The 16,685-nt window shown below is 33.0% G+C and carries 12 protein-coding genes; 11 read left to right on the forward strand and 1 reads right to left on the reverse strand.

What is annotated here, in order from left to right; genetic code table 11:
* Nucleotides 1-44 precede the first annotated feature (44 nt).
* The 4 genes from accD (at nucleotide 45) to pyk (ending at nucleotide 4,757) form a co-directional block, all read left to right on the forward strand.
* Nucleotides 45-902: an acetyl-CoA carboxylase, carboxyltransferase subunit beta gene (gene accD, locus HMPREF2864_RS00655; RefSeq protein ID WP_002458873.1), complete on the forward strand. Its 858-nt coding sequence runs from the start codon at nucleotides 45-47 to the stop codon at nucleotides 900-902.
* A 1-nt stretch (nucleotide 903) separates the two neighbouring features.
* The gene (locus HMPREF2864_RS00660) at nucleotides 904-1,848 is read left to right on the forward strand and encodes an acetyl-CoA carboxylase carboxyltransferase subunit alpha (RefSeq protein ID WP_002492588.1); all 945 of its coding nucleotides are present in this window, start codon (nucleotides 904-906) and stop codon (nucleotides 1,846-1,848) included.
* Between the two features lie 162 nt (nucleotides 1,849-2,010).
* Nucleotides 2,011-2,979 (forward strand): 6-phosphofructokinase, encoded by a 969-nt coding sequence (gene pfkA / locus HMPREF2864_RS00665; RefSeq protein ID WP_002458875.1) that lies wholly within the window; start codon nucleotides 2,011-2,013, stop codon nucleotides 2,977-2,979.
* A 17-nt stretch (nucleotides 2,980-2,996) separates the two neighbouring features.
* Nucleotides 2,997-4,757 (forward strand): pyruvate kinase, encoded by a 1,761-nt coding sequence (gene pyk, locus HMPREF2864_RS00670; protein WP_002458876.1) that lies wholly within the window; start codon nucleotides 2,997-2,999, stop codon nucleotides 4,755-4,757.
* A 550-nt stretch (nucleotides 4,758-5,307) separates the two neighbouring features.
* Here the strand turns inward: pyk and HMPREF2864_RS00675 are convergent.
* Nucleotides 5,308-6,666 (reverse strand): amino acid permease, encoded by a 1,359-nt coding sequence (locus tag HMPREF2864_RS00675; RefSeq protein ID WP_002458877.1) that lies wholly within the window; start codon nucleotides 6,664-6,666, stop codon nucleotides 5,308-5,310.
* A 346-nt stretch (nucleotides 6,667-7,012) separates the two neighbouring features.
* Here HMPREF2864_RS00675 and HMPREF2864_RS00680 point away from each other — a divergent pair, with 346 nt between their 5' ends.
* The 7 genes from HMPREF2864_RS00680 (at nucleotide 7,013) to coaE (ending at nucleotide 16,539) form a co-directional block, all read left to right on the forward strand.
* Nucleotides 7,013-8,131 carry a citrate synthase gene (locus HMPREF2864_RS00680; RefSeq protein ID WP_002458878.1) on the forward strand — a complete coding sequence of 373 codons (1,119 nt, stop codon included), beginning with the start codon at nucleotides 7,013-7,015 and terminating at the stop codon, nucleotides 8,129-8,131.
* Between the two features lie 47 nt (nucleotides 8,132-8,178).
* Nucleotides 8,179-9,447: an NADP-dependent isocitrate dehydrogenase gene (icd, locus tag HMPREF2864_RS00685; RefSeq protein ID WP_070572086.1), complete on the forward strand. Its 1,269-nt coding sequence runs from the start codon at nucleotides 8,179-8,181 to the stop codon at nucleotides 9,445-9,447.
* 203 nt (nucleotides 9,448-9,650) lie between these two features.
* The gene (locus tag HMPREF2864_RS00690; protein WP_002478052.1) at nucleotides 9,651-10,361 is read left to right on the forward strand and encodes a response regulator transcription factor; all 711 of its coding nucleotides are present in this window, start codon (nucleotides 9,651-9,653) and stop codon (nucleotides 10,359-10,361) included.
* Complete coding sequence (gene pnpS / locus HMPREF2864_RS00695; protein ID WP_037545462.1) at nucleotides 10,361-12,070, forward strand: two-component system histidine kinase PnpS; 1,710 nt, start codon at nucleotides 10,361-10,363, stop codon at nucleotides 12,068-12,070. The genes HMPREF2864_RS00690 and pnpS overlap by 1 nt, the downstream gene beginning before the upstream one ends.
* A 325-nt stretch (nucleotides 12,071-12,395) precedes the next feature.
* On the forward strand, nucleotides 12,396-15,029 hold the full coding sequence (gene polA / locus HMPREF2864_RS00700) for a DNA polymerase I (protein ID WP_070544748.1): 2,634 nt from the start codon (nucleotides 12,396-12,398) through the stop codon (nucleotides 15,027-15,029).
* A 16-nt stretch (nucleotides 15,030-15,045) separates the two neighbouring features.
* Nucleotides 15,046-15,918: a bifunctional DNA-formamidopyrimidine glycosylase/DNA-(apurinic or apyrimidinic site) lyase gene (gene mutM, locus HMPREF2864_RS00705; RefSeq protein ID WP_002458883.1), complete on the forward strand. Its 873-nt coding sequence runs from the start codon at nucleotides 15,046-15,048 to the stop codon at nucleotides 15,916-15,918.
* 15 nt (nucleotides 15,919-15,933) lie between these two features.
* Entirely contained in the window at nucleotides 15,934-16,539 is a 606-nt protein-coding gene (gene coaE, locus HMPREF2864_RS00710) for a dephospho-CoA kinase (RefSeq protein WP_070544749.1), read from the forward strand.
* The last annotated feature ends 146 nt before the right edge of the window (nucleotides 16,540-16,685 follow it).

Raw genomic sequence — 16,685 nt, forward strand, 5'->3', positions numbered from 1 at the left:
TATAATATAGTGCTTTAGATGTTTAGTGACGTGGAGGTTTATGCATGTTTAAAGATTTTTTTAACAGAAGTAGTAAGAAAAAGAAATATTTAACAGTACAGGATTCCAAGCAAAATGATGTGCCAGCGGGTATTATGACCAAGTGTCCTAAATGTAAAAAGATTATGTATACAAAAGAACTAGCGGAAAATTTAAATGTCTGTTTCAATTGTGACCATCACATTGCTTTGACAGCTTATAAACGTATTGAAGCTGTCTCTGATGAAGGTAGTTTTCAAGAATTTGATAAAGGCATGACATCAGCAAATCCTTTAGATTTTCCAGGTTACGAAGAAAAAATTGAAAAAGATCAACAAAAGACAGATTTACAGGAAGCAGTTGTCACTGGCATTGCAACATTAGAAAATCTACCATTTGGTATTGCTGTAATGGATTCAAGGTTTCGTATGGGGAGTATGGGATCGGTAGTAGGTGAAAAAATATGTCGCATTATTGATTATTGTACTGAACATCGATTACCTTTTATCTTATTCTCTGCAAGTGGTGGAGCAAGGATGCAAGAGGGTATTATTTCTTTAATGCAAATGGGTAAAACAAGCGTATCATTAAAACGTCATTCTGACGCAGGTTTACTCTATATTTCATATTTAACTCATCCTACAACAGGTGGGGTTTCCGCAAGTTTTGCTTCGGTTGGTGATATCAACTTGAGTGAGCCAAAAGCATTAATTGGATTTGCAGGACGACGTGTTATCGAACAAACAATTAATGAAAAATTACCTGAAGATTTTCAAACGGCTGAGTTTTTATTAGAACATGGACAACTTGATAAAGTCGTTCATCGTAAAGACATGAAAGAAACATTAGCCCAAATCTTAAAAATGCATCAAGAGGTGAATTAGGATGCTTGACTTTGAAAAACCACTATATGATATAAAGAACAAAATTGAATCATTAAAAGAATCTCAACAAAAAAATGATGTGGATTTACAAGATGAAATTGATTTATTAGAGGCTTCATTAAAAAGAGAAACTAAAAAGATTTATACAAATTTGAAACCTTGGGATCGAGTTCAAATTGCTCGTTTACAAGAGAGACCTACTTTATTGGATTATATTCCACATATCTTTGATGCATTTATAGAATTTCACGGTGATCGAAACTTTCGTGATGATCCTGCTATGGTAGGAGGCATTGCGTACTTAAATGAAATGCCAGTAACTGTGATTGGTCAACAACGCGGTAAAGATACGAAAGATAATATTTATCGTAATTTTGGAATGGCTCACCCAGAAGGTTATCGCAAAGCGTTACGATTAATGAAACAGGCTGAGAAATTTAATCGTCCTATCTTTACATTTATTGATACGAAAGGTGCTTATCCAGGAAAGGCAGCAGAAGAACGTGGGCAAAGTGAATCTATAGCGAAAAATTTAATCGAAATGGCATCATTATCAGTCCCTGTCATTGCTATTGTTATAGGTGAAGGTGGTAGCGGTGGTGCATTAGGAATTGGTGTTGCCAATCGCATTTTAATGCTGGAAAATAGTACATATTCTGTAATATCACCAGAAGGCGCTGCAGCATTACTTTGGAAAGATAGTAGTTTAGCTAAGATGGCAGCTGAAACGATGAAAATTACCGCTAATGATTTATTACAATTAAAGATTATTGATAATGTTATTGAAGAACCTTTAGGTGGTGCACATAGAGATATTGAGATTCAAGCACAACATATTAAAGCGGCATTTGAAAACGAACTTGCTGAATTGTCAAAATTAAATAAAAAACAATTAGCAGAAGACCGATATAATAAATTCAGACATATTGGTTCATTTGTTGATTAATTAAGTGTAAAAGAGTGAAATGGTTACCATTTCACTCTTTTAATATAAACTTAACAATTAAAACGTTTACATCAATAAACCTTAATAATATTGATGGAATGACCCCAAAAAGTGTGGTAATTTAGAGTTAAAGAGAAATCTAGTTAAGAAAGGTATGTCGTCATGAAAAAAATTGCAGTATTAACTAGCGGTGGTGACTCACCAGGTATGAACGCTGCAGTAAGAGCAGTTGTTCGTACAGCGATTTACAACAACATCGAGGTTTATGGCATTTATCAAGGTTACCAAGGTTTACTAGATGATAATATCCATAAATTAGAACTTGGCTCTGTAGGGGATACCATACAACGTGGAGGTACATTTTTATACTCAGCGAGATGTCCTCAATTTAAAGAAGCAGAGCATCGTAAAGTTGGGATAGATAATCTTCGAAAGAGAGGGATTGAAGGTCTGGTTGTCGTTGGTGGCGATGGTAGTTATCGAGGCGCACAACGTATTAGCGAAGAATGTCCTGAAATTCAAACTATAGGTGTTCCAGGTACGATTGATAACGATATTAATGGTACTGATTTTACAATCGGTTTTGACACAGCATTAAATACAATCATTGAATGTGTCGATAAAATAAGGGATACAGCTTCTAGCCATGCTCGAACATTTATTGTAGAAGTAATGGGACGTGATTGTGGAGATCTAGCTTTGTGGGCTGGTCTATCAGTAGGTGCCGAAACGATTATGGTGCCAGAAGTTAAAACAGAAATTAAAGACGTTGCCGAAAAAATAGAGAGTGGTATTAAACGTGGTAAGAAACATTCAATTGTAATGGTTGCTGAAGGTTGTATGAGTGGCCAAGAATGTGCGGATGAATTAATGAAATATATAAACGTTGACACACGTGTTTCAGTATTAGGTCACATTCAACGCGGTGGAAGCCCTTCAGGCACTGACCGTGTACTCGCATCAAGGTTAGGCGGTCATGCAGTTGATTTGTTAATTCAAGGTAAATCTGGTCTTGGCGTAGGTATTACGCATAACCAACTTACAGCTACGCCATTCGATGAGATTTTCAAAATTTCAGATCATAAATTTAACAATGATATTTATGAACTAGCTAAAAAGCTATCTATTTAATTTAGGAGGCAATTAGAATGAGAAAGACTAAAATAGTATGTACAATAGGACCTGCATCTGAATCAGAAGAAATGTTAGAAAAATTAATGAAAGCTGGCATGAATGTTGCCCGTTTGAATTTTTCTCATGGCAGTCATGAAGAACATAAAGCACGAATTGATACGATTCGAAAAGTAGCGAAAAAACTTGGGAAAACAATTGGAATCTTACTTGATACTAAGGGTCCTGAAATTCGTACTCATGACATGAAAGATGGCCTAATTATGTTAGAAAAAGGCAAAGAAGTTATTGTGAGTATGACTCAAGTAGAAGGAACACCAGAAAAATTTTCAGTAACTTATGAAAATTTAATTAATGATGTTCAAGTAGGTTCATACATTTTATTAGACGATGGCTTAGTTGAACTTGAAGTTAAGGAAATAGATAAAGCTAACGGCGAAGTTAGATGTGAAATTTTAAATACAGGTGAATTAAAAAATAAAAAAGGTGTCAATCTCCCTGGTGTCAGAGTAAACTTACCTGGTATTACAGATAAAGATGCAGATGATATTTTATTTGGAATTAAAGAAGATGTCGATTATATCGCTGCAAGTTTTGTTCGACGTCCAAGCGATGTTTTAGATATTCGTGAAATTTTAGAAAGAGAAAACAATCATAATATTACAATCTTCCCTAAAATCGAAAACCAAGAAGGTATTGACAATATTGAAGAAATATTAGAAGTATCTGACGGATTAATGGTAGCACGTGGAGACATGGGTGTTGAAATTCCACCAGAATCTGTACCAATTGTTCAAAAAGATTTAATTAGAAAATGTAATAAATTAGGAAAACCTGTTATTACTGCTACGCAAATGTTAGACTCTATGCAACGTAATCCACGTGCAACTCGTGCTGAAGCAAGTGACGTAGCTAATGCCATTTATGATGGAACGGATGCCGTAATGTTATCAGGTGAAACAGCTGCTGGTTTATACCCAGAAGAAGCAGTGAAAACAATGAGAAATATTGCTGTATCTGCTGAAGCTGCGCAAGACTACAAAAAATTATTATCAGATCGTACAAAACTAGTTGAAACATCATTTGTTAACGCGATTGGGGTTTCTGTAGCACATACAGCTCTTAATTTAAACGTTAAAGCTATCGTTGCAGCTACTGAAAGTGGTTCGACTGCAGTAACAATTTCTAAATATCGACCACATTCAGATATCATTGCTGTTACACCAAGTGCACATACAGCTCGCCAATTAGCACTTGTTTGGGGTGCATATCCAGTTATTAAAAAAGGTCGTAAAACCACTGATGATTTATTAAATAACTCTGTCGCAACTGCTGTTGAAACAGGACGCGTAACAAATGGGGATTTAATCATTATTACTGCTGGTGTTCCAACTGGTGAAAAAGGTACAACTAATATGATGAAGTTACATCTTGTTGGTGATGAAATTGCAAAAGGTCAAGGTGTTGGCCGTGAATCAGTTGTAGGTCAATCTGTTGTTGCAGATGATGCCAGCGATTTAGAAGGAAAAGACTTAAGCAATTCAATTATTATTACTACTTCAGTTGACGAAACTTTAGTACCATACATTGAAAAAGCAGCTGGCTTAATCACTGAAGAAAACGGTATTACTTCTCCAAGTGCTATTGTTGGTTTAGAAAAAGGCATTCCAACGATTGTTGGCGTAGAACATGCTACTAAAGAAATTAAAGATGGTATATTAATTACAATTGATGCTTCACAAGGAAAAATCTTTGAAGGCTATGCAAACGTACTTTAATAACTTAAACATTAAATCGTAATAGAGTCTGGGATATAATTATATTTTAGACTATGGACTATATATTGGCAGTAATTGACTGGATTGAAAATACGCTTATACCAAGCTTTTTTCAATCCTAGTCAACCTTGCCGGGGCGGGACGATGAATTCAGTCCCGCTCCTTTTTTACAATAAATAGAGCATGATAGAGATAAATAGTATAAGAAATAACGGGCTGAGATATAAATGTCTTTAACAAGCTGAAGACGGGGTGCCAATAAAGAGAAATGCAAAAAACATTTTATCAAGCAAAGCAAGGTGGGGTGGTCCCCAACAAAGAAAAATACGAAAAAACATTGCACCAAGCAAAATAATAATATGAAATATTGAATATTAAAAAAGCATAAAGATGATTTTTAATTTCCAATCATCTTTATGCTTTTATTTTGGGATTTACATCCCAATCTGTCCATAATTGAGATTTAAATAACCGAATCCTAGCTGCAATTTAGCATTTAAGTTGTGTTTAAATGTTAAATAACTTACTTGCAAATCTTTATATTTGGTTATTATTTAGTTTTCTTCGCCATTTGTTTATATCTATAATACATAAGTCCTAAAATAATAAACCAAACGGGCGTAAAGTAAATCGCTCTTCTTGTTTCAACATTTACAAATAGCAATGCAAAAACAAAAACAAAGAACAATAGAATGATATATCCCATGTATTTGCCGCCTGGTAATTTATATGTCGACTGTTTATGTAGCTCTGGATTTCTTCTACTATAATTAATATATGCCCAGAGAATAAGTCCCCAAACTACAAGAAATAATACAGTTGAAATAGTCGTAACATACGTGAATACTAAAGTTGCATCTGGGAAAATATAGTTCAATAGTGCTGCAACTAATAAAAATACAGATGAACCAATAATAGCAATATGTGGCACACCTTGTTTATTAGTACTTCTAAAAATAGGTGGTGCTTGTTGTTGATCGGCAAGTCCAAATAACATACGACTATTTGAGAAAATACCACTATTACAAGATGACGCAGCAGCTGTTAGAACAACAAAATTAATGAGTCCTGCAGCGAATGGTATACCGATTAACGCGAATAGTCTAACAAATGGACTATCGTCAGGACTAACTTTATCCCAAGGTATAATTGACATAATAACTGCTAATGCACCGACGTAAAAGACTAAAATACGTAATGGTACAGAGTTGATTGCTTTAGGTATAGTTTTTTGTGGATCTTTTGTTTCACCGGCTGTAACACCAATCATTTCGATACCTACGAAAGAGAACAATGCCATTTGGAATGACATAAAGAATCCAGATGCACCTTTCGGAAAAATACCGTTTTGATATAAGTTAGCAAAACTAGCAGATCCAAATTGCGTTTTGTAAGCCATAAGTATCATCACTAGACCAACGACAATTAACCCGACAATTGTTGCAATTTTAATAATGGCAAACCAAAATTCTAATTCACCAAATAATCTTGCACTCAAAAGATTGAACGTCATTAATATGAGTACACAGAAAAGTGCACTGACCCAGTTTGGAATTTGCGGAAACCAAAAACTTACGTATTTTGCTACCGCAGTTACTTCAGCCATCCCCGTAATAATCCAACAGAACCAATAAGTCCAACCAGTCACGAAACCAGCGAAAGGTCCAATATATTTATTAGTTACATCAGCAAAAGACTTAAATTCAGTATTTTGAATAATAATTTCCCCTAAGCCTCTCATAAACATGAATAACATAAATCCAATGAGGATGTACGTTAATAAGATGGATGGACCTGTCATTGCAATCGTTTGTCCGGCACCTAAGAATAATCCAGTACCAATTGCACCACCAATGGCGATTAATTGCACGTGACGGTTACTCAATTCTCTTTGTAATTTATCCTCCATAAGACAACTCCCTTACATTTAGATATTATTATTATGCACTTATAAACTTCATTCGACAATTATTTTTCATAAATTTTATAAAATTTTCCTTAAAATCGTGTTAACAAATTGTTATCAAATATAATAAAAAATTGAAATATTCAATAAAATCAGACTAATGAACAACATAAATTTGTATAGAATTGTTATAACAGCGCTGATTTTGGGGTATAAGAGTATTAATAGTTTGTTAACTATTATCTTTACACGTTTACATGTATAAAGAATAAGCGTTCACAAATGAAAATTGATTAGCTATAATATTAGTTGAAAGCCATTATAAAAGAAAAGAAAAGGGGAATTTCATATGGCAGAATTAAAAAAGGGTTTAGAAGGGGTTATTGCAGCTGAAACAAAAATCAGCTCAATTATTGGAAGTCAATTAACTTATGCAGGATACGATATTGATGATTTAGCAGAAAATGCTGAATTTGAAGAAATCGTCTTTTTATTAAAAAATTATCGTTTACCAACTGAAGAGGAATTGGCAGATTTAAAGAAGAAATTAAACTATTATATGACATTAAATCCTCGAGTTTATAAACATTTTGAGGAATATGTAACTGATAATGTTCATCCTATGACAGCTTTACGTACATCAGTTTCATACATTGCACATTTTGATCCGAATGCTGAAGGAGAAAGTGAAGAAAAAATTCTTGAAAGATCTATACGTATTCAAGCAAAAGTAGCATCATTAGTGACAGCATTCGCTCGAGTAAGAGACGGTAAAGAACCGCTTAAACCGAAAGCAGAATTAAATTATGCGGGGAATTTTTTATATATGCTACGAGGAGAGTTACCTACAGATATTGAAGTTGAGGCGTTTAATAAAGCGTTAGTTTTACATGCGGATCACGAATTAAATGCATCTGCATTTACAGCTCGCTGTGCAGTTTCTTCTTTATCAGATATGTACTCTGGTATTGTAGCAGCCGTTGGTTCTTTAAAAGGGCCTTTGCATGGTGGAGCGAACGAACGAGTAATGAACATGTTATCTGAAGTAAAGTCTGTAGACCAGGTTGACGATTATTTAGATGAAAAATTTGCAAATAAGGAAAAAATAATGGGATTTGGCCATCGTGTATATAAAGAAGGCGACCCACGTGCGAAATATCTCAGAGAAATGAGCCGAAAAATCACTTCAGAAACTGGAAGAAGTGAATTATATGATATTTCAATTGCTATTGAAAAACGAATGAAGGAAGAAAAAGGGCTTATTCCTAATGTCGATTTCTTTAGTGCTACTGTTTATCATAGTATGGATATCCCACATGATTTATTTACGCCAATATTTGCTGTCAGCCGTACAGCTGGATGGACAGCCCATATTTTAGAACAATATAGAGATAATCGTATTATGAGACCGCGAGCTAAATATATTGGTGAGAAAGATCGAAAATATATCCCTATTGAAGAAAGATAGCAGTTAATTAATTACTAATGTGAATTTTTATAATGGAGGTTCAAATTATGTCAGCAGAAAAAATGGTTAAAACACAAGATGGGTTACAAGTTCCAAATGAACCTATTATTCCATTTATTATTGGGGATGGTATTGGACCAGATATATGGAAAGCAGCTAGCCGCGTGATTGATGTCGCAGTTGAGAAAGCTTATAACGGTGAAAAACAAATTGTGTGGAAAGAAGTATTAGCTGGGCAAAAGGCTTATGACGAAACAGGAGAATGGCTACCTAGCGAAACTTTAAAAACGATAGAAGAATATTTAATAGCTGTTAAAGGACCATTAACAACACCAATTGGTGGAGGTATTCGTTCACTTAATGTAGCTTTACGTCAACAACTTGATTTATTTACATGTCTCCGCCCAGTTCGTTGGTTTAAAGGAGTACCATCTCCAGTAAAACGACCACAAGATGTAGATATGGTGATTTTTAGAGAAAACACAGAAGATATATACGCTGGAATCGAATTTAAAGAAGGTACTGAAGAAGTTAAGAAAGTGATTGATTTCTTACAAAATGAAATGGGTGCATCGAACATTAGATTTCCTGAAACATCTGGAATTGGTATTAAACCTGTATCAAAAGAAGGTACTGAGCGTTTGGTCAGAGCCGCTATACAATATGCCATTGATAATGGTCGTAAATCTGTCACATTAGTTCATAAAGGTAATATTATGAAATTTACTGAAGGTTCATTTAAACAATGGGGTTATGATTTAGCGCATAATGAATTTGCTGATAAAGTATTTACTTGGCAGCAATATGATGAGATTGTAGAAAATGATGGTAAAGAGGCTGCCAATAAAGCTCAAGAAAGAGCTGAACAACAAGGTAAGATTATCATTAAAGATTCTATTGCGGATATTTTCTTACAACAAATATTAACGCGTCCTGCAGAGCATGATGTTGTTGCTACTATGAATTTAAATGGAGATTATATTTCAGACGCCTTAGCAGCACAAGTTGGTGGTATTGGTATTGCACCAGGTGCTAATATCAACTATGAAACTGGACATGCTATATTTGAGGCTACACATGGTACTGCCCCTAAATATGCAGGATTAAATAAAGTTAATCCATCATCTGAATTATTAAGTTCTGTCTTAATGTTAGAACATCTTGGCTGGCAAAAAGCAGCTGATAAAATTACAGATGCCATTGAGTCAACTATCGCTTCAAAAATAGTAACATATGATTTTGCTCGCTTAATGGATGGTGCAACAGAAGTTTCAACTTCTGAATTTGCTGATGAATTAATTAAAAATTTAAAATAAGACTTGGTTTGTAGATATGAATCGAAATTCATTTATAAAATGGATTTCGATTTTATCTTTTAAATGGGTACATAATCTCTTAATATTAGGTTATATTTAAATTAATGTAAAAATTATGTAAAGTTAATGTTTGATATGTTATTTTTTTTTAAACTTCAGTTATAATGAATGTGAAAATGCAATTACAATATAGGAGGCACATCATGTCACAAAAAATTTTAGTGGTAGATGACGAGCAATCAATCGTAACATTACTAAAATACAACTTAGAAACGGCAGGATATATCGTCGAAGTCGCATATGACGGTGAAGAAGCACTAGAAAAGGTAGAAAAAGTACAACCAGATTTAATTGTACTGGATGTTATGTTACCTAAAAAAGATGGAATTGAAGTATGTAAGACGATTCGTTCAGACAAAAACTTAGTTCCTATTTTAATGTTAACAGCTAAAGATGATGAATTCGATCGTGTTTTAGGCTTGGAATTAGGCGCTGATGATTATATGACAAAACCGTTTTCACCTAGAGAAGTAGTTGCAAGGGTTAAAGCAATTTTAAGACGTTCTCAGTTTGTTAATGAAGCTGCAAATGATGCAGCAAACGAAGAAGATATTTTAATTGAAAATATACGCATTCGTCCAGAATTTTTTGAAGTTTATAAAGATGATGAATTATTAGAACTGACACCTAAAGAATTTGAACTTTTACTCTACCTTATTGAACGACAAGGAAGAGTTATTACTAGAGAACACATGCTTAATTCAGTTTGGAATTATGAATTTGCTGGTGATTCTAGAATTGTGGATGTACATATTAGTCATTTAAGAGATAAATTAGAAGAAAATCCTAAACAACCAAAATTGATTAAGACGGTTAGAGGTTTAGGTTATAAATTGGAGCGTCCTAAAGCTTAATGCTTAAATTTCATCAACGGTTACTCTTACTATTATGTACAATAACAATAATAAGTTTTATCGGATTAGGCGCTATTATGCATCATTCAATATATCAGACGCTCACGGACAAAAAAGTTGCTGATTTAACTAAGAAAACTGAAAACTATTCAAAATTAGAAGAACAAGGTAAAACTGAAGAAATTAAAAATATCGCAAAAAATGAAAACATTTCTGTCAAAATAACAGAGGGAAATAAAATTATATTTGAAACAAAAAGCCATTATGATATTAACCCTGCAATTGATAATGCAGCTAATCCATCTAATATTATTTATGACCGCGCTGATGAAGGATACCACTATACTTTTAAAAATAAATTTAGCAATGAGGCTATATACATTAGTGGAATAGATGATGAGATGGTTAATTTACAGAAAGAGCTTTGGAAATATATAGCGTTAATTGGTGTTGTTGTACTTATCGCAATTTATTTAGCAGTTAGAAGTATTAAACGTACATATATTAGACCGATTAACGAAGTTACATATGCGACCTCGTTACTCGCTGATGGATATTATCATGTTCGAGTACCTGAAAGTAACGTCAAAGAAACAAAGGCGTTGTTTGTTACAACAAATGAACTTGCACGCCGTTTACAAAAATTAAATAATAAACAAAAAATCCAATCAAACCGTTTAAAAACTACATTAGAAAATATACCAAGTTCTGTATTAATGATTGATAAGTATGGTGAAATTGTTGTGGCCAATCATTCATATTATGAAGTTTTTGGTTTAGAAGAAAAGGTTGAAAACAAGGATTATAATGATTTTATTGATGATAAGATAAAACAACTGATTCTAGAAGCATTTAAAACCGAAAAAAGCATGTATAATCAAGTTGAAGTTAATATCAATAATGTACATCATAAATATTTTGATGTTTCTTGCGTGCCAATTCTGTCAAAATCTAAAAAACATTTGCAAGGTATGGTAGTTGTTTTACATGATATAACTAACTTAAAGAAATTGGAAAATTTAAGACGAGAATTTGTTGCTAATGTATCACATGAGCTTAAGACTCCAATCACTTCTATTAAAGGTTTTGCTGAAACATTGATAGAAGGTGCAAAAGATGACGTGGCATCTTTAGATATGTTTTTAAATATTATTTTAAAAGAATCTAATCGAATCGAGTCTTTAGTTATGGATTTATTAGATTTGTCACATATAGAACAACAACGTGAATTACAGACAGCGTATGTCAATTTATCGGAACTTGCACACAATACTGTAGATAATTTACAAAATCAGGCGAAAGACAAAAATATCGAAATTATAGATGAAATTAGCCCAGATATTATTTTCAAAGCGAATAAAAATAAAATTGCACAAGTCATTACGAACTTGCTATCAAATGCTATTAACTATTCTTTGGAGAATAATCGAGTTATTGTGCGAGTTTATCGTCAACAATCAAAAGTATATTTAGAAATACAAGATTTTGGTATTGGTATTAGTAAAGAAGAACAAAAGCATATTTTCGAACGCTTTTACCGTGTTGATAAAGCAAGAAGTCGAGATTCAGGTGGTACAGGCTTAGGTTTATCAATTACGAAGCATATTGTTGAAGCACATCATGGTGTCATTAGTGTCAAAAGTGAACCGAATAAAGGATCAACATTCAAAGTAACTTTTACAGATAATTATAGTAATAACGAAGTATAATATTATTCATACATTCAATAGATATTATTTTAAACTGACGACAAAATTTAGAACTTGTCGTCAGTTTTTTGCGTATTTCACTTTTCAAATGAAGGGAGAACTAAAGGTATTTAAAAGAAAAAGAAAATGGAACGCCTTTGCAGAGCAAATGCATAAGTTCCACTAGCCCAAAGACAGTGGAACTATAAAACTCGCCATGCTCGTTAAGTGCAATAAAGGAATACCTGAGCTGAAGCTCATGCATAAGAAGCACTAAACTCGCCATGCTCGTTAAGTGCTTCTTTATATGCTAGAATATAGGTAAATATGGTCTGGAGGTTTGATTGTGGATAAATTAGTTTTAATTGATGGAAATAGTTTGAGTTTCAGGGCATTTTACGCTTTGCCTTTGCTGTCGAATAAGGCTGGTATTCATACAAATGCAATATATGGCTTTGCTATGTTACTAGAGAAAATATTGAAAGAAGAGCAACCTAATCATTTTTTAGTAGCATTTGATGCAGGTAAGACGACTTTCAGACACGAAAAATATAGTGAATATAAAGGTGGGAGACAAAGTACGCCTCCAGAATTAAGTGAACAATTCCCATATATTCGACAGTTATTAGATGCATATCATATTAAGTATTATGAATTAGAAAATTATGAGGCTGATGATATTATTGGTACGTTGAGCAAACAAGCTGAAGCGTCAGGGTTAGAAACGATTATTATTACAGGAGATCGTGATTTAACACAATTAGCAACGGACCATGTAACAATTTATTACACGAAAAAAGGGGTTACTGATGTAGATCATTACACACCAGAATTCATTGCTGAAAAATATAATGGATTGTTACCAAAACAAATTATTGATATGAAAGGTCTTATGGGAGATACTTCTGATAATATACCTGGAGTAGCTGGTGTTGGAGAAAAAACGGCAATTAAGTTACTTAACCAGTTTCATTCTGTTGAAGGTGTGTATAATCATCTTGATGAAGTTTCTGGAAAAAAACTTAAGGAAAATCTTGAGAATAGTAAAGCCGATGCGTTTATGAGTAAAGATTTAGCTACCATTAATTGTGACAGCCCTATAAAAGTGAATCTTAAAGATACAATTATGGGTGATTTAAATGATAATAAAGATAAAATTGAGCTTTTCCAAAAATTAGAATTTAAACAATTACTTAATGATATAGACAGTAGTGCTAGTGAAAATAACAGTGAGACTGAACAGAATTTTGAAGTGATCCATCATTTTGATAATATAAATTTTAAAAAGCTAGATAATGCAATCATACATTTTGAAATTGATGGTAGTAATTATTTAAAGGATAAAATTTTAAAGTTTGGATTATATGCACAAAATCAATATATCGTTATTTCGGCTGAGGATATCCATCAATATACTGAACTCATTGAGTGGTTAGAAAATGATCATAATAATAAAATTGTTTTTGATGCTAAAAAGACTTATGTTGCTGCACATCGTTTAGAGATTAATCTGCAGCATATTGATTTTGATGTTATGTTAGCAAGTTATATTATTGATCCATCTCGTACTATAGAAGATGTTCAATCCGTAGTAAGTTATTATAATCAAAATTTTGTCAAAAGTGATATTGCTGTATATGGTAAAGGGAAAAAACGACAAGTTCCACTAGATGATGTGTTGGAAGTGCATATCGCTGCCATTATGCAAGCTATTTATAATTGTAAACCATTAATGTCAGACATTCTGTCAGACCATAATCAAATGGACTTGTTGAATAATTTAGAGTTGCCATTAGCGAGAATACTTGCTGACATGGAAGAAACAGGTATTTATACAGACGTAAATGATCTTAAGGAAATGCAAAACGAGCTTCAAGAAAAATTGGATAATCTTGTTTCAGAAATATATGAAGCAGCAGGTGAATCATTTAATATTAATTCACCTAAACAATTGGGCATTGTTTTATTTGAAACATTAAAATTACCTATTATTAAAAAAACAAAGACGGGTTATTCTACTGCGGTTGATGTACTTGAACAGTTACAAGGTAAACATCCTATTATTGATTACATTCTTGAGTATCGACAGTTGTCAAAATTACAATCAACATATGTAGAAGGCTTGCAAAAAGTCATAAGTGACGATCAACGTATCCATACGCGTTTTAATCAGACATTAGCGCAAACTGGACGTCTTTCATCAATTGATCCGAATTTACAAAATATACCGATTCGTCTTGAGGAAGGTCGTAAAATTCGTAAAGCCTTTAAACCAACGTCAGATGATTATGTTATTTTATCTGCGGATTATTCTCAAATTGAACTTCGTGTATTAGCACATATGACTCAAGATGAAAGTTTAAAAGAAGCTTTTATACATGGAGACGACATTCATGCTGCTACTGCTATGAAAGTGTTTGGAGTTGAAAAAGATCAAGTTAATGATTTAATGCGTAGACAAGCAAAAGCGGTTAATTTTGGTATTGTTTATGGTATAAGTGATTATGGTCTTAGCCAAAATTTAGGTATTACACGTAAAAAAGCAAAAGCTTTTATTGATGATTATTTGGCTAGTTTTCCAGGTGTTAAACAATATATGACCGATATTGTTAAAGATGCAAAAGCCAATGGTTATGTTGAAACATTATTACATCGACGCCGTTATATTCCAGATATTACGAGTCGCAACTTTAATTTAAGAAGTTTTGCTGAAAGAACAGCCATGAATACGCCTATTCAAGGTAGTGCTGCAGATATTATTAAATTGGCAATGGTTCAATTTGACAAAAATGTAAGAGAAACAAACTATCATGCCAAATTATTACTTCAAGTGCATGATGAATTAATATTTGAAGTTCCAAAGTCTGAGGTACAAGATTTTAGTGAATTTGTTGAAGAAATTATGGATAATGCATTAACACTTGCTGTCCCATTGCTTGTAGATTCTAGCTATGGAGCTACATGGTATGATGCTAAATAGAAAGAGGAAATAAAGTATGCCAGAATTACCAGAAGTTGAACATGTTAAAAGAGGTATTGAACCTTTTATAATTAACACGATTATAAAATCAGTAACATTTTCTTCAAAAGTCATTGACGGCAAGTCAGACGGGAAAGAAACAATCATTAAAGGGATTAATCTTGATGGTTTTAGGCAGTTTACAGAGGGTTATAAAATATATAAAGTAGAGCGACGCAGTAAATACATTAATATTTATATTGAAAAGAATCAGGAGCGCCGTGTATTGATTAGTCATTTAGGAATGGCAGGTGGTTTTTTTATCGTAAATCATTTAGATGAGATATATGCTCCAAACTATAGAAAACATTGGCATGTTATTTTTCATTTAAGTAATGGTAAATTACTTGTTTATTCAGATATTCGACGTTTTGGTGAAATTAGAAATGTACAAGCACTAAATAATTACGCATCGTTCAAAAATATGGCGCCCGAACCTTTTGACGAAAGCGCATTAGATCATTATTTGACTTATTTAAACCAAACTAAAGTAAAGCACAAACCTATTAAACAATTAATCCTTGATCATAAAGTTATTGCAGGTTGTGGGAATATCTATGCTTGTGAGGCATTATATAGAGCTGCAATACATCCCGCCACTGAAGTGCAAAGCTTAAATCAGCAAGCAAGACAAAATCTTTTTTTAGAAGTTCAAGCCGTTTTAAATGAAGGTATTAAGTATGGCGGAACGAGTATCTCGGATTATCGTCATGCAGATGGTAAGACAGGCACGATGCAGTTACGCTTAAATGTATATAAACAACAGCAATGTAAAAAATGTGGACATAAAATAGAACAGCAAGTGATTGCTACACGTAATAGTCATTTTTGTCCGGTTTGTCAAAAATAATGAAAGAGTGAGTTTATGCCAAAAGTAATAGGACTAACAGGTGGGATAGCCACTGGTAAATCAACAGTATCAGAATTACTTACAGCCTATGGATTTAAAGTCGTAGATGCAGATATTGCAGCTCGAGAAGCAGTTAAAAAAGGTTCTGCTGGATTGGAGCAAATCCGCCAAACATTTGGGAACGAAGCCATTAATGATGATGGTGAAATGAATCGTCAATATATGGGCCAACTCGTGTTTAATCACCCTGATAAAAGAACAGAATTAAATGAAATTGTACATCCTATCGTGCATCAACTAATGGATAAAGAAAAATCACGCTACCTTAATCAAGGTTATAATGTGGTGATGGACATTCCGTTACTTTTTGAAAATGAATTAGAAGATACGGTAGATGAAGTTTGGTTAGTATATACTTCAGAAAGTATTCAGATTGAACGGTTAATGGAAAGAAATAATATAAGTTTGGAAGAAGCCAAAGCACGCGTATATAGTCAAATTTCTATTGATAAAAAAAGTAGAATGGCTGATATAGTAATAGATAATTTGGGGGATAAATTAGAATTAAAACAAAACGTAGAACGCATTTTGACTGATCAAGGATATATAAATCAAGAATAAATATAGAGGAACCTTTTACATACATTTGTAAAAGGTTTTTTATATAAAAAATTTCTAAAAACTAAAAGTAAACGCTTCCAAAGAAAATAAATTATGTTATACTAATTGCATAAAGTATAACATAAAGAATATAAGGGGTGCTTTTA

It is taken from the genome of Staphylococcus sp. HMSC059F04 (assembly GCF_001812565.1).
Taxonomy (GTDB): domain Bacteria; phylum Bacillota; class Bacilli; order Staphylococcales; family Staphylococcaceae; genus Staphylococcus; species Staphylococcus lugdunensis.